Below are 18,195 nucleotides of genomic sequence, written 5' to 3' on the forward strand. Positions count from 1 at the left end.
GCCATGCCGAACTTCGCACTCCGCCTGCCCGACCACGTCATGTCCCAGGCCAAGACGGCCGCTGACGAGGACAACGTCTCCATCAACCAGTTGCTCGTCGCCTTCATCGCGGAGGGCCTCGGGCACCGTCGCGGCCTGAAGGCGCTCCAGGCGCGGGCCGAGCGCGCCGACGTGGAGGCGGCCCTGGCCCTGCTCGACGGGGCCCCCGACGTCCCCCCCGAGGCGAAGGACCGGATGAGGTCGGATCGATGAGCGCCGCGACCGTCCGAGAAACCTTCGTCGTCGACGACCTCACCAAGGCGGCGCAGCGCCAGGCCGCCGATCCGCGCGCCTCGGCCTGGGTCTCGGCCAATGCCGGCGCGGGCAAGACCAAGGTCCTCACCGACCGGGTGGTGCGCCTGCTTCTCGACGGGGCGCCGCCCGCCCGCATCCTCTGCCTCACCTTCACCAAGGCGGCGGCGGCCAACATGTCGATCCGGGTGTTCCGGGTCCTCGGCCGCTGGGTGACGCTGGACGACGCCGCTCTCTCGGCCGAACTCACGGAACTCACGGGGGAGCGCCCCGCCCGCAAGACCCTGCAGGTCGCCCGTCGGCTGTTCGCCCGCGCGGTGGAGACGCCGGGGGGTCTGAAGATCGAGACCCTGCACGCCCTCTGCGAGCGCCTGCTGCACATGTTCCCCTTCGAGGCGAACGTGCCGGCGCGCTTCGTGGTGCTGGACGAGACCCAGGCCGGGGAGGCCTTCCGGATCGAGACCGGCAACGTGCTCGCCGATGCCATCGGCGGCGGGCATCGGCCTCTCGGCGAGGCCCTCGCCGTCGTCGGCCCCGAGGCGACGGGTGACGCCCTGCGCAAGGCGATCCGCAGCGCCATGCGGGCCCGCGACGTGCTCGACAGCCGCGTCGGCCTCGACGGCCCCTTCGCCGCGCTGGCCGACACCCTCGGCGTCCGGCCCGGCGACAGCGCGGCGGCGATCGAGGCACGGATGCTGGATGGGGGCCTGGGCGATCTCACCGCGTTCGCCGGCCGCCTGCGCACCGGCAAGGCCACCGACGACGGCATCGCCGACAGGCTGCTCGCGGTGGCGGCGGCCGCGCCCGCCGAGGCCTTGGAGACTTACCTCGGGGTCTTCTTCACCAAGGAGGGCGCCCCGAAGGCCGACAGGAGCCTCGGCACCAAGGCTGTGCCGGAGGATGCCAAGCAGGCCCTGTGCGACGAGCGCGACCGCCTGGAGCCGCTGCAGGACGCCCTGCGCGGCGTGCGCGCCCTGGAACGCACCCGCGCGCTCTTCACCCTCGCGGGCGAGATCCACCGCCGGGTCGAAGCCCAGAAGGCCCGCCTCGGCGCCCTCGACTTCGACGACCTGATCCACAAGACCCTGGACCTCCTCGGCCGGGTGGATTCCACCTGGGTACTGTACAAGCTCGACCGCGGCGTCGACCACGTGCTCATCGACGAGGCGCAGGACACCAACCCGCACCAGTGGGAGATCCTGCGCCGCATCACCGCCGAGTTCGCCTCCGGCGAGGGCGCCCGCGAGGTCGCCCGGACCCGCTTCGCCGTCGGCGACCCCAAGCAGTCGATCTACAGCTTCCAGGGGGCCGAGCCCCGCGAGTTCGAGACCACCCGGCGCGCCTGGCAGCGGGCGGCGGCCGGCGCCGATCTCGCTTTCGAGGACGTCCACCTGAACCTGTCGTTCCGCTCGGCCGGCGGGGTCCTGCGGGCCGTGGACGCCACCTTCGCGATCCCCGAGCACTACGAGGGCCTGTCCTTCGAGGACGCGGCCGTCGGCACCACCCACAGCACCGCCCGGGTCACGGCGCCCGGCACCGTCGAACTCTGGCCCATCGAGGAGCCGGCGGACGAGCCCGAGCCCGATGCCTGGGCCGCCCCCGTCGATGCGCCGGAGACCAACGCACCGGCCATCGTCACCGCACGCCGGGTCGCCCGGGCGGCCCTGACCTGGATCACCGCCGGCGACGAGACCGGCCGGGTCTGGCGCCCCGGCGACATCCTGATCCTGGTGCGCAAGCGCTCGGCGGCCTTCGAGGAGGTCATCCGCGCCATGAAGGCCCTCGGGGTGCCCGTCGCCGGCCAGGACCGCCTCGACATCGCCGCCCACATCGCCGTCAACGACCTCGTGGCGGTGGGCCGCGCCGGCCTCCTGCCGGCCGACGACCTGACCCTCGCCGGCGCGTTGAAGACGCCCCTGGTCGGACTCGACGACGACGACCTCGTGCGCATCGCCGGACGGCGCGACCTCGACGAAACCCTGGAGGATTCCCTCGCGCGCCATGCGGCGGCCGGCGACCCTGCGGCGATCCGCGGCCACGCGGCCCTCACGTCCTGGATCACCCTCGCGGCCTGCGAGGGCCCGTTCGGATTCTACGCCGCGCTGCTCGGGGCCCGCGGCGGCCGCCGCGCCCTGGTCTCCCGCCTCGGCGGCGAGGCCGGCGACGCCATCGACGTCTTCCTGATGACGGCGGCCCAGGCCGAGCAGGCGCCCGACGCGCCCTCGCTCGGCGGGTTCCTCGCCCGCTACGACACCGTTCCGGGGCGCGGAGAGGGCGGCCACACGGTCAAGCGCGATCTCGATTCCGGCCGCGACGAGGTCCGGGTGATGACGGTGCACGGGGCGAAGGGGCTGGAGGCCCCGGTGGTCGTCGTCATCGACGGCTGCGAGGCCCTGGGGCGCAACGACCCGCCGCTCCTGCCGCTCGTGCCGGGGGCACAGCGGTTCGGCCAGGGCGCCGCGCTGCTGCCGCCGGTCTGGGCCGGGGCCAAGGCCGGCGACTGCGAGGCCGTGACACAGGCCCGCGCCACCCTGCAATCCCGGGCCCGCGAAGAGCACAACCGCCTCCTCTATGTGGCGATGACCCGTGCCGCCGACCGCCTCGTCATCGCGCCCTATCGCGGGCACGAGGCCCCGAGCGAGGCCGCCTGGTGCGAGATGGTCCGCACCGGCCTGGAACGGTCCTTCGGGGCCGGGGAGGTCCTGGAGACCCCCCACGGCCCCGCCACCCTATGGCGCGACGGCGGCGCGGCGGAGCCGGCGGCCCCGTCCCCCTCCGCGGCGGAGGGGCCGCCGACCCTGCCGGCCTGGCTGGAGGCCCCCGTCCCGGCCGAGGTCGAGGCCGCCCCTCCGGTGACGCCGTCCGGCGCCCTCGGGGCCGCCGACACCCGCCGCCAGCCGGGCCAGCGGCAGGCCGACAGCGAGGCGCGCCGGCGCGGGACCCTGATCCATTCCCTGGTGGAGCACCTGCCGCGGATCGACCCGGCCCAGCGGGAGGCCGCCGCGACCGCCTTCGTGCGCGCCCGTGCACCCGGATTCGACCGTGCCAAGCAGGACGGCATCGTGGCCGCGACCCTGCACCTGTTCGCGGAGCCCGACCTGGCGCTGCTCTTCGCGCCGGAGGCACGGGCCGAGGTGACGCTGTCGGGGCGGGTCGTGGTCGGTGGCGTCTCGCGCCCGGTCTTCGGTCGTGTCGACCGCCTGGCCATCGCCCCGGACACGGTCTGGGTCGCGGACTTCAAGACGGGCCGGCCCCCGCGGGACGGGGCGCCTCTGCCGCGCGCGGAAGCCGGGCAGATCGCTCTCTATGCCGCACTCCTGGCGGAGATCTACCCGCGCCACCGCGTGGTGCCGATGCTGGTCTGGACCTCGGGACCCGTCATCCGCCGGCTCGATGCCGACGCCGTCGCGGCCGCCCTCGACGCGCTGGCGCAGAGGGCAGCGTGAGCCCGAGAGTCTGTCCGGTTCATCCTGAACCGGACAGACTCCCTAATCCTTTCTCAGCGTGAGTCTTTTCCGGGTAACCGGTTCCCCCTTATCCCTGACACACGCTACCGCCGCCCGCCGGCGGCCCGCTTCTGCGGCGCCGACGTGCCCGAATCCTCCTCGAAGAGTTCGGCGAGCTTTTCCGTCATGGCGCCGCCCAGTTCCTCGGCGTCGATGATCGTCACGGCGCGGCGGTAGTAGCGCGTCACGTCGTGGCCGATGCCGATGGCCAGCAGTTCCACCGGCGAACGGGTCTCGATGTCCTCGATCATCCAGCGCAGGTGGCGCTCGAGGTAGTTGCCGGGATTGACCGACAGGGTCGAGTCGTCGACCGGCGCGCCATCCGAGATCACCATCAGGATCTTGCGCTGCTCCGGCCGGGCCAGCAGGCGCTTGTGCGCCCAGTCCAGCGCCTCGCCGTCGATGTTCTCCTTGAGCAGGCCCTCGCGCATCATCAGCCCGAGGTTCTTGCGCGCCCGGCGCCAGGGCGCGTCGGCGCTCTTGTAGACGATGTGGCGCAGGTCGTTGAGGCGCCCCGGCGTGTTCGGCTTGCCGCCGGCGAGCCACGCCTCGCGCGACTGTCCGCCCTTCCAGGCGCGCGTGGTGAAGCCCAGGATCTCGACCTTGACGCCGCAGCGCTCGAGGGTCCGCGCCAGGATGTCGGCGCAGGTCGCCGCCACCGTGATCGGGCGCCCGCGCATCGAGCCGGAATTGTCCAGCAGGAGCGTCACCACGGTATCGCGGAAATTCGTGTCCTTCTCGCGCTTGAACGAGAGCGGCTGGAACGGATCGGTGACCACGCGCACGAGGCGGGCGGGATCGAGCTGGCCCTCTTCGAGGTCGAAGTCCCAGGCCCGGTTCTGCTGGGCCAGGAGCCGGCGCTGCAGCCGGTTGGCGAGGCGCCCGACCACGCCCTGGAGATGGGCGAGCTGCTTGTCGAGATAGGTCCGCAGGCGCGCCAGCTCTTCGGCGTCGCAGAGATCCTCGGCGTGGATGATCTCGTCGAAGCGCGGGTTGAAGACCTTGTATTCCGGCCCGCGCGGCTCGTTCGCCCGCTGCGACGGCGGCCGCCAGGCCTCCGACGCTTCCTCGGATTCGGCGTTCTCGGCCTCGTCGGGCAATTCGCCCGAGGGCGCATCGGCGGCCTCGGTGGCGCCCTCCTGCAACTCGTCGGAGGCCTCCTGCGAGGTCTCCATCTCGGAGCGGTCGCCCTGGGACTGCTCCTCGGCTTCGCCCTCGCTCGGGGTCTGCTCGTCGTCCTGGGCCTCGTTGTCGTCCTCGTTCTCGTCGTCCTCGGGATCGAACGGCGTCTCATCCGCCATGTCGAGGGAACTGAGGAGGTCGCGCACCGAGCGGGCGAAGGCGCGCTGGTTCTCGATCGAGCCGATCAGCCCGTCGAGGTTGGGGCCGGCCTTCTCCTCGATGTGGGTGCGCCAGAGGTCGACGATCTTGCGGGCCGCCTCCGGGGGCGCCGCGCCGGTCAGGCGCTCGCGCACCATCAGGGCGACGGCATCCTCCATCGGCGCGTCGGCCCGGTCGGTGATGTCCTCGTACTTGCCGCCGCGATGGTAGCGGTCCTCCAGCATCGCCGAGAGGTTCGCGGCGACGCCGGACATGCGGCGCGAGCCGATCGCCTCGACGCGGGCCTGCTCGACCGCGTCGAATACCGCCCGGGCGCCGGCATTCTCCGGCGCCAGCCGGCGATGCACCGCCACGTCGTGGCAGCCGAGCCGCAGGGCCATCGAGTCGGCGTTCCCGCGCAGGATCGCGACGTCTTCCGGCGTCAGCTTGCGCGGCGGTTCGGGGAGGCGCGCCTTATCACCCGTCAGCGCCGGGCGGTCGCTGGCATAGACCACCTCGATCTCGGAGCGCTTGGCGATGGCGCGCAGGCAGCCCGCCACCGAGCGCTTGAGCGGTTCGGCGACGGGCTCGCGCCGGTCGCCGGGCTTGCGGTTGGAGATCGACATGCGGGTCGACGGTTCCTCGAAACGGACGGGAGGGGGTCAGCTCAGGGCGACGTTCGAGGCGCTCTCGGGCAGGTCCTTGCCGAAGGCGCGCTGGTAGAACTCCGCCACGAGGGTGCGCTCCAGCTCGTCGCACTTGTTGAGGAAGGTCACCCGGAAGGCGAAGCCGATATCCTGGAAGATGTCGGCGTTCTCGGCCCAGGTGATCACCGTGCGGGGGCTCATGACCGTGGAGAGGTCGCCGTTCATGAACGCGTTGCGGGTCAGGTCCGCCACGCGCACCATGCGGTTGACGATGTCCCGGCCGCCGTCGCGCTGGTAGTGCGCCGCCTTCGACAGCACGATGTCGACCTCGCGGTCATGGGCGAGGTAGTTCAGGGTGGTGACGATCGACCAGCGGTCCATCTGGCCCTGGTTGATCTGCTGGGTGCCGTGATAGAGGCCGGACGTATCGCCGAGGCCCACCGTGTTGGCGGTGGCGAAGAGGCGGAAGGCCGGGTGCGGGCGGATCACGCGCTTCTGGTCGAGCAGCGTCAGGCGGCCCGAGAGTTCCAGCACGCGCTGGATCACGAACATCACGTCGGGGCGGCCGGCATCGTACTCATCGAAGACCAGGGCGACGTTGTTCTGCAGCGCCCAGGGCAGGATGCCGTCCTGGAACGCCGTGACCTGCTTTCCGTCCTGCAGCACGATCGCGTCCTTGCCCACGAGGTCGATGCGCGAGACGTGGCTGTCGAGGTTGATCCGGATGCAGGGCCAGTTGAGGCGTGCCGCGACCTGCTCGATATGGGTCGACTTGCCCGTGCCGTGGTAGCCGGTCACCATCACGCGCCGGTTGCGGGCGAAACCCGCCAGGATCGCCAGGGTGGTCTCCCGGTCGAAGATGTAGTCCGGATCGAGGTCCGGCACGTGCTCCTCGCTCTGCGAGAAGGCCGGGACCCGGAGATCGAGATCGATGCCGAACGCTTCTCGGACGGAGACTTCCCGGTCGGGGAGCGAGGCGGGCGAGACGTCAGAAAGCATAAGGACCTCGTCGGGGCGCGGGTGCCGCGGGGGTGTCACGGAACACGCGGGCTATGTCGGACTTCGGGGTCTCGCGGCTCGGGGACGATGAGCCGCGCGCGACCGCCATCTAAAGGTCGGCGCCGGGCGGCGCCAAGGGGTGTCAGGACTGCATATAGGGCCTCACGCGGCAATTGCCGCCCCATCCTGAGCAGGGGAGAGCCAGAAAACGTGCATCGATCGTGCCGGAACCTCGGGCCGGCGTCGATCGCCGCGTCAGCAGAGGCCGGCGGCGCGCAGGGCATCGTGCGCCCGGATGATGTCGCGCAGACGCTCCTCGAACGAGCGGTCGCCGCCATTGGCGTCGGGGTGGAAGCGTTTCACCAGGGTCTTGTACTGCGCCTTGATGGCCGCCGAATCCGCGTTCTCGTCGAGGCCGAGTACGTCCAGAGCCTTGAGGGTCGCCGCCGAGTGCCGGGGTCGGCGCGGCTCGGGTGCGGCCTTGCGCCGGGCGGTCTCGCCGACGCCCTCGGCCCGCAGGATGTCCAGGGGATCGACATAGGCCCAATCGCGCTTCGGCGCCGCCTTGCCGCGCTCCCCCGCGGTGGCCGGGTTCACGCCCATCGCCCAGGTCGGGCGATGCCCGATGATCGCGTCCTTCTGGAAGGCCTGCACGGCCGCGTCGTTCATGCCGTCGAAGTAATTGTACGTGGCGTTGTAGGCGCGCACGTGATCCATGCAGAAACGCCAGTACTGCCCCTCCGCCTTGCGGCCCTTGGGCGCGCGGTAGAGGCCGGGGTTCTTGCACCCGGGCGTCTCGCAGGTCTGGGCCGCGGCCGTCTTCGGCTCGTCGCAGGACGGTTTGATGCGGATGCTGTCGAACAGGGGCGAGTTGAGATCCATGATGGGGCGATTATGAGGGGGTGGGTCGGAGACACAAGAGCGGCGGGCCTGATGCCGCATGCGGTGTTCGGGGGTTGACGCGTGAGACCGGACGCCGGCGCTTGACCGCAGTCCAAAAACGAGGAGACGCCCGCGATGACCGAGACCGTGACCCTGAAGGACTGGATCACCGACACGCTCCGGGTGCAACTGGCGCCGCAGGACTTGGCGGTGATCGACGAATCGCACCTGCATGCGGGCCATTCGGGAGCGCGGCCCGAAGGAGAGACGCACTTCCGATTGGACGTGGTCGCGGCCGCCTTCGAGGGCAAGAGCCGCGTCGAACGTCATCGCCTCGTCAACGCCGCCCTCGAGCCGGCCTTCCAGCGCGGACTCCACGCCCTGGCGGTGCGCGCCCGTACGCCCGCCGAAGCAGCCTGAACGCGGCGACCTGATCCCAGATCCTGCGAGAGATTCCGCCGTGGCCCTTCAATGCACGCCCCACATCGCCATCGACGAGGCGGAGCTGGAGGAAACCTTCGTGCGTGCGTCCGGCCCCGGCGGACAGAACGTCAACAAGCTCTCGACGGCGGTGCAGCTGCGCTTCGACGCCCGGCGGTCGGCCGCCCTGCCGGACGCGGTGGCCGTCCGCCTGATGCGGCTGGCGGGGCGGCGCCTCACCGTCGACGGGGTGATCGTGATCAGCGCCCAGCGCTTCCGGACCCAGGACCGCAACCGGGCCGATGCCCGCGAGCGGCTGGCCGAACTCGTGGCCGAGGCGGCGGTGCCGCCGACGCCCCGGCGCGCCACGCGCCCGACGCTGGCCTCGAAGAAGCGCCGCCTCGACGAGAAGTCGAAGCGGAGCGCCACCAAGCGCCTGCGCGGCAGCGGCCTGGATTAGGGGCCGCGCCTCGGATCTCCACTCAGATCTTGGCCGCCGCCGTACCATCCGGCGGATGCGTCTCGACCTCTCCGCTGACGTAGCGGCTGCCCGGCTTCATGATCGTCAGCACCAGGGCGATGAGGGCGAGCAGCGCCGAGACCGCGGCCGGAAACAGGAACGCATCCTCGCCGTAGCGCATCTGCAGGAAGCCGCCGATGACCGCACCGGTGCTCAGCGCCGCCCAGAGGGGGGCCTGGATCCAGAACGAGGGGGCCACCGTGCCGAGCATCAGGTTGGCGAGCCCGGTTCCGAACCGCACCACCGCGCCGGTGACGTAGGTGAGCGCGAGGCTGCGCCCGCCCTCGTCCTGCAGCGTCGCGTTCTGGAGGCCCAGAGCGATGACGATCGGGTAGGCGTGGAGCGGGAAGGCGAAGGTGCCGTGGGGGACGATGAGCCCGATGGTCAGGAGCACCGACTGCAGCAGGAGCAGCACCGAGAGGCGCCAGCGCCCGACCCAGGCGGCGATCAGGGTGCCGGCGAAGGCGCCGAAGCAGAACAGGACGATGACCGAGGCGACCCGCGACGTGCTCTCCCAGTCGAAGCGGCTGACCGAGACGCCGAATCGGGTCGTGTTGCCGCTCATGAACGACATGAAGAGCTGCGAGAATTCGAGAAAGCCGATGGAGTCGGCGCAACCGGCCACGGCCGAGAGGGCCAGCGCGAAGGGGATGCGCGTCGCGGCACTCGCCGGAAACGACTTGTTCTGCGTCTCTGCCATAGGGTTGCTATCCTCCGTCCCGTGCGGCGGCTGAACTACGGTGGCGTAAGGCCGATACGCTCGGTGCACCGCCGGACCTCGACGTCAGGTCCCGGGCGGGGTGCTCCGATGCGTCCGGGGCAACAGTCACGCTCCCGTTTGGTTCAACCGCGTCGTGCGCTGGCGCTCAAGGGCGGCGACGGACACGTGAATGTTACCGCCGCCGGGCGACGATGACTTGGCCGGGGACGTCGGCGCCGTTTTCCCGTCGCACGACGGCCGGCTCGGCGCGTTCGAGGGCGAGCCCCGCCCCCGCCAGGGCCTCCCGCACCAGCGCGTCGCCATGGGCGTAGCGCGCATCCGCTCCCAGGATGAGTCCGTCGCCCGGATGGGACTGCACCGTGAAGGCGAAGCGCCCGCCCGGGCGCAGGACGCGGGCGCTGCCGGAGACCACGCCGGCGAAATCGCCCACGTAGATCATGACGTCGGCGGCCGTGACGCAATCGGCCGAGGCGGGGGGCTCGGCACCGAGCGCCGCCACCAGCTCGCCCTCCACCAGCCGGTGATAGCCGCCGCGCCGCCCGGCCTCGGCCAGCATCCCGGGCGAGAGGTCGATCCCGGTCAGGAACTGCGCCCGGCCGGCGAGGGCGGCCCCGACGAGCCCGGTACCGCAGCCGAGGTCGATTACCCACCCGAGGGGCGTGGCCGGACCTGCCGATGCCTCGAGCGCATCGGCGACGAGCGTATGCCCGCGATAGGACAGGCCCTCCACGAGGTGGCGGTCGAAGCGCGGCGCGTAGGCGTCGAACAGCGCCCGGACGTAGCCCGGCGAGATCGCGCTGGCGGCCTCGCCGGCGCCGATGCGCACCAGGGCGAGGCGGGCGCCCTGCGCGTCCTCGGGGTCGAGGTCGAGGGCGCTGGCGTAGGCGCGCAGGGCCGCGTGGTGATCGCTGGCCCGCCCGCTCTGGGCGTACCGGCCTTCGCGGGCCCGGCCGAGGAGGAACCAGGCCGGGGCGAAGCGGGGGGCGATCTCCAGGGCCTGCTCCGCCATCTCGGCGGCAGCGTCCGGATCGCCGTCGTCGAGGCAGCCCTGGGCGTAGGCGTAGCGCCGGTCGGCGCGAAGGTCGCCGGAGGTGATCGTGCGGGACATGTGGCTGCGCATGGGCGTCGGGCGCCCTATATGCCGCGCCAATGAGTTTCAGCGCCAGCGATCTTCTCACCCTGACCCGCGAGGGCCTGTACTGCCCCCTCGGCGGCTTCCACGTGGATCCGACCTGGCCGGTGCCGCGCGCCCTCATCACCCACGGCCATGCCGACCATGCCCGGGCGGGGCACGGGCGCGTGATGGCCACGGGCGAGACCCTGCGCATCATGGCGGTGCGCTACGGCGCCGATTTCTGCGCGAGCCGGCAGGAGGCCCCCCTCGGCGAGGCGATCCGCATCGGCGACGTCACCGTGCGCTTCGCCCCCGCCGGGCACGTGCTCGGCTCGGCCCAGATCGCGATCGAGGCGCAGGGCGTGCGGGTGGTGGTGTCGGGCGATTACAAGCGCGCCGACGACCCGACCTGCCTGCCCTTCGAGGTGGTGCCCTGCGACGTCTTCATCACCGAGGCGACCTTCGGCCTGCCGGTGTTCCGGATGCCGGACACCCGCGACGAGGTGCAAAAGCTCCTCGATTCCGTGGCCCTGTTCCCCGAGCGCGCCCACATCGTCGGCGCCTACGCGCTCGGCAAGGCGCAGCGGGTGATGGCCCTGCTGCGGGAGGCCGGCTACGACCGGCCGATCTACCTGCACGGCGCCATGGAAAAGCTGACCGAGCTCTACAAGCAGGAGGGCATTCCGCTCGGCGAGACCCCCAAGGTGGTGGCCACCGAGCGGGCCAAGCTGCACGGCGCCATCGTGCTCTGCCCGCCCTCGTCGATCCAGGACGTCTGGTCGCGCAAGTTCCCCGACCCCGTGACGGCCTTCGCCTCGGGCTGGATGCGGGTGCGGGCCCGGGCCCGGCAGAAGGGGGTCGAGCTGCCCCTCTGCATCTCCGACCATTCCGACTGGCCCGATCTCTGCCGCACCATCCTGGAGACCGGGGCCGGGGAGGTCTGGGTCACCCACGGGCAGGAGGACGCCCTGGTGCACTGGTGCGGGACGAAGGGCATCAAGGCCAAGCCCCTGCACCTCCTCGGCTACGGCGACGACGGCGAGTCCGAGCCGGTCGCCCCGCCGGAGGAGGCCGTCGCATGAACGACTTCGCCCACCTCCTCGACCGCCTCGCCTACGAGCCGCGCCGCAACGCCAAGCTGCGCCTGCTGCAGGACTACTTCACCCACGCTCCCGACCCGGAGCGCGGCTACGCGCTCGCCGCGATGACCGGCGGCCTGACCTTTCGCGAGGCCAAGCCGGCGATGATCCGGGGCCTGGTCGAAGCCCGCGTCGACCCGGTGCTGTTCGGGCTGTCGCACAACTACGTGGGCGATCTGGCCGAGACCACAGCGCTGATCTGGCCGGCGCCCGTGCCCTCGGATGGCGAGCCGGTCATCGGCCCCGGCCACAACAATCCTCCCCCGCACGTGCCGACGCTCGCCGAGGTGGTCGAGACGCTGGGCACGGTGAAGAAGGCCGACCTGCCCGCCCGCATCGCCGCGTGGCTCGATGCCCTCGACGAGACCGGGCGCTGGGCGCTGCTGAAGCTCATCACCGGCGCGCTCCGCGTCGGCGTTTCGGCGCGCCTCGCCAAGACCGCCATCGGGGCGCTGGGCGGCCACGAGGCCGACGCGGTCGAGGAGGTCTGGCACGGGCTCGAGCCGCCCTACGCCACCCTGTTCGCCTGGGTCGAGGGCCGGGGCGAGCGCCCCACCACCCTGAACCCGGCCCCGTTCCGGCCGCCGATGCTCTCCCACCCCATCGACGAGGAGGGCGATTTCGAAAAGCTCGATCCGGCGGCGTTTTCCGGCGAGTGGAAGTGGGACGGCATCCGGGTCCAGCTCGTCGGCGGACGGGACGCGGCCGGGGAACAGGTGGCGCGGATCTACTCGCGCACCGGCGAGGACATCTCCGGCGCCTTCCCGGATCTGGCCGAGGCGATCACCTTCTCGGGGGCCATCGACGGCGAGTTGCTGATCCTGCGCGAGCGCCGCGTGCAGAGCTTCAACGTGCTCCAGCAGCGCCTGAACCGGAAGGCCGTGACCCCGAAGCTCCTGGAGGAGTTCCCGGCCCATGTCCGCGCCTACGACCTGATGCAGGCGGACGGCGAGGACCTGCGCCCGCTGCCCTTCACCGAGCGCCGGGCTCGCCTGGAGGCGTTCGTCGCCGCCCTCGATCACGCCCGCATCGACCTCTCGCCCCTGGTGCCCTTCGCGACCTGGGCGGATCTGGCCGCGGCCCGCGCCGACCCGGCCGCCGTGGGGGCGGGCGAGGATGCCGACGCCATCGAGGGCGTCATGCTCAAGGCCCGCGACAGCGTCTACCTGCCGGGCCGGCCCAAGGGGCCGTGGTGGAAGTGGAAGCGCGAGCCGTTCCGCGTCGACACCGTGATGATGTACGCCCAGCGCGGACACGGGAAGCGCTCGTCGTTCTACTCCGACTACACCTTCGGGGTCTGGCGCGCGCGCGAGGACGGCACGCCCGAGCTCGTGCCGGTCGGCAAGGCCTATCACGGCTTCACCGATGCCGAGCTGCAGAAGCTCGACCGCTACGTCCGCAACAACACCACCAAGCGCTTCGGCCCGGTGCGCGAGGTGTCCTACGGCCTCGACCACGGCCTCGTGCTGGAGATCGCCTTCGAGGGGGTGCAGCGCTCGACCCGGCACAAGTCGGGCGTCGCCATGCGGTTTCCCCGGGTGGCGCGCATCCGCTGGGACAAGCCGGCGGCGGAGGCCGACCGGATCGACGCCCTGGAGACCATCCTGGCCCGGGGCGAGCGCGAGATCGCGCCGGGCGAAACCCTGACGGAGACGCACGGATGAGGCAGGCGGGCAAGATCGGTGCGCTGCAGGGCTTCGCCAGCGGCCCGGTGGCGCGTCAGGCGGCGGCCACGGTCACGGTCTCGACGCCCGGCCAGGGCTTCACCGACATCACCGGGGCGGTGGAGGCCTTCCGCGCGCAGAGCGGGATCGCGGAGGGCCTCGTCACCGTGTTCTGCCGGCACACCTCGGCCTCCCTGACCATCCAGGAAAATGCCGACCCCGATGTGCGGACCGACCTCCTCACCGCCCTCGACGGGCTCGCGCCGCGCCATGCCGGCTACGCGCACGGCGCCGAGGGGCCGGACGACATGCCGGCCCATATCCGCACGATGGTGACGGATTCGAACCTGGCGATCCCGGTGAGGGGCGGGCGCCTCGCCCTCGGGACCTGGCAGGGGATCTACCTCGTCGAGCACCGGGACCGGCCGCACCGCCGGGAAATCGTCCTGCAGGGGCTCGGCGCCTGAGAACCGGCCGGATCAGCGCCGGATCAGCACCACGCCGCCGATCAGGAGCGCCACGCCGACCACGCGGGTCGCGTCGAGCTCGCGCTGGGCGAGGCCGAGCCAGCCGAAATGGTCGAACGCCACCGAGGCCAGCATCTGGCCGGTGACGAGGAGGGCCAGGAAGGTCGCCGCGCCGAGTTCCGGCACCAGGATCGTGGCGAGCGCGATGAAGACCGCGCCGAAGAACCCGCCGCTCCAGCCCCACCACGGAATGCGCCCGGTCAGGCTGGCCGCCGGCAGCGGGTCGCGCAGGGCCAGGGCCAGCACCACCATGGACAGGAGGCCGACGAAGTAGCTGGCGAAGCCCGCCCAGGCGGAGGAATTCAGGGCGATCCGCAGATTCGCGATCAGCGCCTGCTGCACCACGATGCTGGCGCCCGCCATGACGGAGAGGACCACGGGAAGCAGGAGGTTGAGCATCGGCCTGGCACCTGATCGGGACACGGGCGCCTTGACAACCATTCCGTGGCCATGCCGTCAAATGACGGATCGGCGCGTTTCCATGCGGATGGGGCATGATCAATCCGGGCCATCTCGATCTCTTTCGCGCGGTGATGCGCCATGGCGGGATGACCCGGGCCGCCGCCGCGCTGGGCATCGGCCAGCCGCACGTGAGCCGGGCCATGGCCCAGCTCGAGGCCGAGACCGGCCTTTCGCTGTTCGTGCGCGGCCACGGCACCGCCCGCCCGACGCCGGAGGGGGAGGCCTTCGCCCGCGAGGTCGAGCGGAGCCATGCCGGCCTCGAACAGCTGACCCACGCCGCCCGGCAGATCCGCGAGCTCGGCACCGGGCCCCTGCGCGTCGCCTGCCAGCCGTCCCTGGCCTCCCGCCTGCTGCCGCGGGCGATCCGGCGCCTCATGGCCGAGCATCCGGGCGCCCGCGTCGCCGTCCATGTGCCGAGCCCCGACACGATCTGGGCCTGGACCGCCTCGGGCCGGTGCGACCTCGGCCTCGCCCGCCCGCGCTCCGGCCATGCGGGGGTGGCGGCCGAGGGCTTCCTCACGGTCGACGCGGTCTGCGCCCTGCCGCGCCGGCACCGGCTGGCCCGCCGGCGCGCCATCGGGGTGGAGGACCTCGTCGGCGAGACCCTGATCGCCGGCGGTCCCGGCCTGTTCCAGGAGGCCGTCGAGGCGCGGTTCGCGGAGGCCGGGTGCGTGCCGCGCTTTCCCCTGATGGCCCAGTACACGGCGGCGCGCTGCGGGCTCGTCGCGGAGGGCCTGGGCCTCGCCATCGTCGATCCGGTCCCGGCTGGCGAACTCACCGGCCTGCCGATCGTGCTGCGCCCGTTCCGGCCGGCCCTGCCGATCGAGACCGCGCTGATCCGGCCGGCGGGCCGCCCGCCGGGGCGCCTCGCGGAGCGCCTGATCGACTTCCTTCGCCTGGAGCGCGACGCGCTGGTTCCGGAACCGATCCTCGCGCCCGATTGAGACCTGCGATCCCGAACCGAACTCACGTCCCGTCGCCGGGTTCTCAGCATATCGGCGACACGACACCGCACGTGGGAGAGATACGATGAAGGCTCTCGTCTGGCACGGCGCTCAGGACATTCGCTGCGACTCCGTCCCCGATCCGCGGATCGAGGACGACCGGGACGCGATCATCAAGGTCACGGCCTGCGCGATCTGCGGCTCGGACCTGCACCTCTACGACCACGTCATGCCCGGCATGGAGAAGGGCGACGTCATGGGCCACGAGTTCATGGGCGAGGTGGTCGAGACGGGGAAGGGCGTCGGCGGCAGCCTGCGCAAGGGCGAACGGGTGGTGATCCCGTTCACGATCATCTGCGGCGAATGCGACCAGTGCAAGCGCGGCTTCTTCTCGGTCTGCGAGCGCTCGAACCGCAACAAGCACCTCGCCGCCAAGGTCTTCGGGCACACCACCGCGGGCCTCTTCGGCTACACCCACCTCACCGGGGGCTATGCGGGCGGCCAGGCCGAGTACGTCCGCGTCCCCTTCGCGGACAAGACCCACATCAAGGTGCCGGAGGGGCTCACCGACGAGCAGGTCCTGTTCCTCGGCGACATCTTTCCCACCGGCTGGCAGGCGGCGGTGCAGGCCGACATCCAGCCCACCGACACCGTGGCGATCTGGGGCGCCGGCCCGGTCGGCCAGATGACGATCCGCTCGGCGGTCCTGCTCGGCGCCAGGCAGGTGGTGTGCATCGACAGCGTGCCCGAGCGCCTGGAGATGGCCCGGGCCGGCGGCGCCGTGACCATCGACAACGGCACGGAGAGCACCGTCGAGCGGCTGAACCAGCTCACGGCCGGCAAGGGTCCGGAGAAGTGCATCGATGCCGTCGGCATGGAAGCGCACGCCCCCCGCGCCCTGGAGCACGCCTATGACCGCCTGAAGCAGGCGATGATGCTGGAGAGCGACCGGGCCAGCGTCCTGCGCGAGATGATCTATGTCTGCCGCCCGGCCGGCATCCTCTCCATTCCGGGGGTCTATGGCGGCCTCGTGGACAAGATCCCGATGGGCGCCCTGATGAACAAGGGCCTCACCGTCCGCACCGGCCAGACCCATGTGAACCGCTGGACCGACGACCTCGTGAAGCGGATCGCCGACGGGCAGATCGACCCCTCCTTCGTCATCACCCACCGGGGCCGCCTCGAAGACGGGCCCGATCTCTACAAGACGTTCCGCGACAAGAAGGACAACTGCATCAAGGTCGTGCTCCGGCCCTGAGCGCCGCCCGTTTTCCCGATGGAGGAAGTCCGCATGCCCGCATCCGCGTCCCGTCCGGATCCGACCGTTCGTTCCGGTCGGACGAGGCCCGAAGTCCCGCCCGCCCGGCTGTCCTCGGACCGCCGGCGCCGGCCCGATCCGGCCACGCGCCAGGTGGCGCAGGGCCTCGGCTGGTTCTCCCTCGCCCTCGGGATCACCGAGCTGACCTGCGGCGACGCCATCGCGCGCTGGCTCGGCATGCCCCGCGCCGGCGCGCTGGTGCGCGCCTACGGTGTGCGTGAGATCGTCCAGGGCGCCGGCATCCTCGGCTCCCACGATCCGACGCCGTGGATCTGGGCCCGGGTGGCCGGCGACGTCCTCGACGTCGCCACCGTCCTGCCCGGCCTCACGGGCGATCCGCGCCACCGCGCCAACACCGGCATCGCCCTCGGCGCCCTGGCGGGCGTCGGCGTGATCGACGTGCTCTGCGCCCAGGCCCTGTCCGACGCCCCCCTGGCGCCCTCGGAGCGCGTCCGTGCGGATTATCGGAGCCGGAGCGGTTTCCCGAAGGGCATCGACGCGATGCGCGGCGCCGCCCGCGACGTCCGGCCCCCCGAATTCACGACGCCGGAGGGGCTCCGGGCCTGGGCTTAGGGCGCGGACCGGGCGCGAATCGCCCGGTCGCGATGCGGGCGCCGCCGTACGGGGGGCGCTCCCCACCACAAGCTGTCCCGGGCCGGCATCCCGCCATCGCCCGTCCGGGACCGCCCCGGCCGGGTGCTTGGCCTCAGTTCGACCGCCGCGACAGCGAGATCGCGTAGGCCGGCGAGCGGATGGCGAACATCGGGTCGTCGGCGGGGCCGGCCACGCCCGCGGGCAGGTCGACCACCGGATCGAAGGTCGCCGTGTCGCAGGTGGCGGCCGGCGCGAGGGCGGCGATCGCCAGGGTGCCGAGCTTGACCGACTTGCGATTCTCCTCGGGCCAGAGGACGGTGGGATCCTGGGTCGGATCACCGGGCTCGCCCAGGATCGCCACGAGGTCGAACGTCGCCGGCCCCTGCGCGAGACGCGCCGTCAATTCGTCGGCGTAGAACGCGTCGGGCTTGGCCTTGGCCTCGTCGTCCGTGAGGCCGAGCTGGCCCGCCGTCGCCACCGTCTTCAGCTTGGCCACCGTGGCTTTTCCGGCGGCGTCGGTGAGCGTGTAGGCGTGGACGCCCCAGTAATCGACGCCCGCGTAGCTCGCCGGCACCGGGCGCGCGTTGAGCCAGGCCGCCTGCCGGGTCGTCTCGGGGTTGGCCACCCCGAACGCCTTGATCTTCTCGGCATCCGGTTTTCCGTCCGGTCCCGGCGCCCGCACGCTGGCGAAATCGAGCAATTGCTGCGGAGTCTTGGAGCCGAAGACCGGGGCCGAGATGAACACGAACACCATGTCGCCGGCGGGGTGGTTGATCCGCATGGAGAAGCCGCGCGTGACGGGCTTGGCCTTGTCCGAGACCTTCGGGTTGCTGCCCCCCATGGAGAAGCGGGCCGTCACCGGCAGGGGCTTCTCGGGGGCGCGGCTGAAGTGCGGCGCCTTGGACAGGTTCTGCGCTTCGGCCGAGGGCGTGAAGCTGCCTGTGACGCAGACGCCCTTGGCCCCGCTCCCGCGCACGTTCGGCTGATTGCCGCCGGCCTTGAACAGGGCGTCGACGATGGCCTGCGTCTCGGGTTCGGCCTTCGCAGGCGTCGAGCAGGCGAGGGCGGCGATACCGCCGAGGAGCAGCAGGTTCGGTCTCATCACGGGCGCACCCCACGGGCAAACG

Annotated in this window: 17 protein-coding genes; 10 read left to right on the forward strand and 7 right to left on the reverse strand. The window is 72.0% G+C overall.

Features of this window, described 5'->3' with window-relative positions:
- Window positions 1-3: 3 nt before the first annotated feature.
- Window positions 4-252 (forward strand): hypothetical protein, encoded by a 249-nt coding sequence (locus ASG51_RS13710; RefSeq protein ID WP_056275483.1) that lies wholly within the window; start codon window positions 4-6, stop codon window positions 250-252.
- A complete protein-coding gene (gene addA / locus ASG51_RS13715; protein WP_056381353.1) occupies window positions 249-3,737 on the forward strand; it encodes a double-strand break repair helicase AddA in 3,489 nt (1,162 codons plus the stop codon). Before ASG51_RS13710 ends, addA begins: the two co-directional genes overlap by 4 nt.
- A gap of 104 nt (window positions 3,738-3,841) precedes the next feature.
- On the opposite strand, the gene cobT is transcribed toward addA, so the two are convergent.
- From cobT to ASG51_RS13730, 3 genes are all read right to left on the reverse strand, one after another.
- Complete coding sequence (cobT, locus tag ASG51_RS13720; protein WP_056275490.1) at window positions 3,842-5,743, reverse strand: cobaltochelatase subunit CobT; 1,902 nt, start codon at window positions 5,741-5,743, stop codon at window positions 3,842-3,844.
- Between the two features lie 36 nt (window positions 5,744-5,779).
- Window positions 5,780-6,763, reverse strand: a complete 984-nt coding sequence (gene cobS, locus ASG51_RS13725; protein ID WP_056214992.1) for a cobaltochelatase subunit CobS — start codon at window positions 6,761-6,763, stop codon at window positions 5,780-5,782.
- A 255-nt stretch (window positions 6,764-7,018) separates the two neighbouring features.
- Window positions 7,019-7,645, reverse strand: coding sequence for a DnaJ domain-containing protein (locus ASG51_RS13730; RefSeq protein WP_056214996.1), 627 nt, complete (start codon window positions 7,643-7,645; stop codon window positions 7,019-7,021).
- 135 nt (window positions 7,646-7,780) lie between these two features.
- On the opposite strand from ASG51_RS13730, the gene ASG51_RS13735 reads away from it, so the two are divergent.
- Both ASG51_RS13735 and arfB read left to right on the forward strand, forming a co-directional pair.
- Complete coding sequence (locus ASG51_RS13735) at window positions 7,781-8,065, forward strand: BolA family protein (protein ID WP_056215000.1); 285 nt, start codon at window positions 7,781-7,783, stop codon at window positions 8,063-8,065.
- Window positions 8,066-8,105: 40 nt separating this feature from the next.
- Window positions 8,106-8,525: an alternative ribosome rescue aminoacyl-tRNA hydrolase ArfB gene (arfB, locus tag ASG51_RS13740; protein ID WP_056215003.1), complete on the forward strand. Its 420-nt coding sequence runs from the start codon at window positions 8,106-8,108 to the stop codon at window positions 8,523-8,525.
- 22 nt (window positions 8,526-8,547) lie between these two features.
- Here the strand turns inward: arfB and ASG51_RS13745 are convergent, their stop codons facing one another.
- Both ASG51_RS13745 and ASG51_RS13750 read right to left on the reverse strand, forming a co-directional pair.
- Window positions 8,548-9,285, reverse strand: coding sequence for a YoaK family protein (locus ASG51_RS13745; protein ID WP_056215006.1), 738 nt, complete (start codon window positions 9,283-9,285; stop codon window positions 8,548-8,550).
- A 193-nt stretch (window positions 9,286-9,478) separates the two neighbouring features.
- Window positions 9,479-10,414, reverse strand: coding sequence for a methyltransferase domain-containing protein (locus ASG51_RS13750; RefSeq protein WP_056381591.1), 936 nt, complete (start codon window positions 10,412-10,414; stop codon window positions 9,479-9,481).
- A gap of 41 nt (window positions 10,415-10,455) precedes the next feature.
- Here ASG51_RS13750 and ASG51_RS13755 point away from each other — a divergent pair, with 41 nt between their 5' ends.
- The 3 genes from ASG51_RS13755 to ASG51_RS13765 are packed head-to-tail and all read left to right on the forward strand — an operon-like array spanning window position 10,456 to window position 13,690.
- A complete protein-coding gene (locus ASG51_RS13755) occupies window positions 10,456-11,502 on the forward strand; it encodes a ligase-associated DNA damage response exonuclease (RefSeq protein ID WP_056215010.1) in 1,047 nt (348 codons plus the stop codon).
- Entirely contained in the window at window positions 11,499-13,223 is a 1,725-nt protein-coding gene (locus tag ASG51_RS13760) for a cisplatin damage response ATP-dependent DNA ligase (protein WP_056381355.1), read from the forward strand. Before ASG51_RS13755 ends, ASG51_RS13760 begins: the two co-directional genes overlap by 4 nt.
- Window positions 13,220-13,690, forward strand: coding sequence for a secondary thiamine-phosphate synthase enzyme YjbQ (locus ASG51_RS13765; RefSeq protein ID WP_056381356.1), 471 nt, complete (start codon window positions 13,220-13,222; stop codon window positions 13,688-13,690). Before ASG51_RS13760 ends, ASG51_RS13765 begins: the two co-directional genes overlap by 4 nt.
- Window positions 13,691-13,702: 12 nt before the next feature.
- Here the strand turns inward: ASG51_RS13765 and ASG51_RS13770 are convergent, their stop codons facing one another.
- Window positions 13,703-14,149 carry a DMT family transporter gene (locus ASG51_RS13770; protein WP_056381358.1) on the reverse strand — a complete coding sequence of 149 codons (447 nt, stop codon included), beginning with the start codon at window positions 14,147-14,149 and terminating at the stop codon, window positions 13,703-13,705.
- 95 nt (window positions 14,150-14,244) lie between these two features.
- On the opposite strand from ASG51_RS13770, the gene ASG51_RS13775 reads away from it, so the two are divergent.
- From ASG51_RS13775 to ASG51_RS13785, 3 genes are all read left to right on the forward strand, one after another.
- On the forward strand, window positions 14,245-15,156 hold the full coding sequence (locus ASG51_RS13775) for a LysR family transcriptional regulator (protein ID WP_056275502.1): 912 nt from the start codon (window positions 14,245-14,247) through the stop codon (window positions 15,154-15,156).
- Window positions 15,157-15,241: 85 nt separating this feature from the next.
- Window positions 15,242-16,414 (forward strand): zinc-dependent alcohol dehydrogenase, encoded by a 1,173-nt coding sequence (locus ASG51_RS13780; RefSeq protein ID WP_056381360.1) that lies wholly within the window; start codon window positions 15,242-15,244, stop codon window positions 16,412-16,414.
- Between the two features lie 33 nt (window positions 16,415-16,447).
- Window positions 16,448-17,047, forward strand: a complete 600-nt coding sequence (locus tag ASG51_RS13785) for a hypothetical protein (protein WP_056381362.1) — start codon at window positions 16,448-16,450, stop codon at window positions 17,045-17,047.
- 133 nt (window positions 17,048-17,180) lie between these two features.
- Here the strand turns inward: ASG51_RS13785 and ASG51_RS13790 are convergent, their stop codons facing one another.
- Window positions 17,181-18,170, reverse strand: coding sequence for a catalase family peroxidase (locus ASG51_RS13790; RefSeq protein ID WP_056381364.1), 990 nt, complete (start codon window positions 18,168-18,170; stop codon window positions 17,181-17,183).
- Window positions 18,171-18,195 lie beyond the last annotated feature (25 nt).

Origin of the sequence: Methylobacterium sp. Leaf465 (assembly GCF_001424705.1) — a bacterium.
GTDB lineage: Bacteria > Pseudomonadota > Alphaproteobacteria > Rhizobiales > Beijerinckiaceae > Methylobacterium.

Excerpts from the sequence above, each read along its gene's own strand:
- addA (WP_056381353.1), top strand. The coding sequence starts at position 249 with ATGAGCGCCGCGACCGTCCGAGAAACCTTCGTCGTCGACGACCTCACC.
- ASG51_RS13785 (WP_056381362.1), top strand. The coding sequence starts at position 16,448 with ATGCCCGCATCCGCGTCCCGTCCGGATCCGACCGTTCGTTCCGGTCGG.
- ASG51_RS13775 (WP_056275502.1), top strand. The coding sequence starts at position 14,245 with ATGATCAATCCGGGCCATCTCGATCTCTTTCGCGCGGTGATGCGCCAT.
- ASG51_RS13745 (WP_056215006.1), bottom strand. The coding sequence starts at position 9,285 with ATGGCAGAGACGCAGAACAAGTCGTTTCCGGCGAGTGCCGCGACGCGC.
- ASG51_RS13755 (WP_056215010.1), top strand. The coding sequence starts at position 10,456 with ATGAGTTTCAGCGCCAGCGATCTTCTCACCCTGACCCGCGAGGGCCTG.
- cobS (WP_056214992.1), bottom strand. The coding sequence starts at position 6,763 with ATGCTTTCTGACGTCTCGCCCGCCTCGCTCCCCGACCGGGAAGTCTCC.
- ASG51_RS13790 (WP_056381364.1), bottom strand. The coding sequence starts at position 18,170 with ATGAGACCGAACCTGCTGCTCCTCGGCGGTATCGCCGCCCTCGCCTGC.
- ASG51_RS13760 (WP_056381355.1), top strand. The coding sequence starts at position 11,499 with ATGAACGACTTCGCCCACCTCCTCGACCGCCTCGCCTACGAGCCGCGC.
- cobT (WP_056275490.1), bottom strand. The coding sequence starts at position 5,743 with ATGTCGATCTCCAACCGCAAGCCCGGCGACCGGCGCGAGCCCGTCGCC.
- ASG51_RS13710 (WP_056275483.1), top strand. The coding sequence starts at position 4 with ATGCCGAACTTCGCACTCCGCCTGCCCGACCACGTCATGTCCCAGGCC.
- ASG51_RS13770 (WP_056381358.1), bottom strand. The coding sequence starts at position 14,149 with ATGCTCAACCTCCTGCTTCCCGTGGTCCTCTCCGTCATGGCGGGCGCC.
- ASG51_RS13730 (WP_056214996.1), bottom strand. The coding sequence starts at position 7,645 with ATGGATCTCAACTCGCCCCTGTTCGACAGCATCCGCATCAAACCGTCC.
- ASG51_RS13780 (WP_056381360.1), top strand. The coding sequence starts at position 15,242 with ATGAAGGCTCTCGTCTGGCACGGCGCTCAGGACATTCGCTGCGACTCC.
- ASG51_RS13735 (WP_056215000.1), top strand. The coding sequence starts at position 7,781 with ATGACCGAGACCGTGACCCTGAAGGACTGGATCACCGACACGCTCCGG.
- ASG51_RS13750 (WP_056381591.1), bottom strand. The coding sequence starts at position 10,414 with ATGTCCCGCACGATCACCTCCGGCGACCTTCGCGCCGACCGGCGCTAC.
- ASG51_RS13765 (WP_056381356.1), top strand. The coding sequence starts at position 13,220 with ATGAGGCAGGCGGGCAAGATCGGTGCGCTGCAGGGCTTCGCCAGCGGC.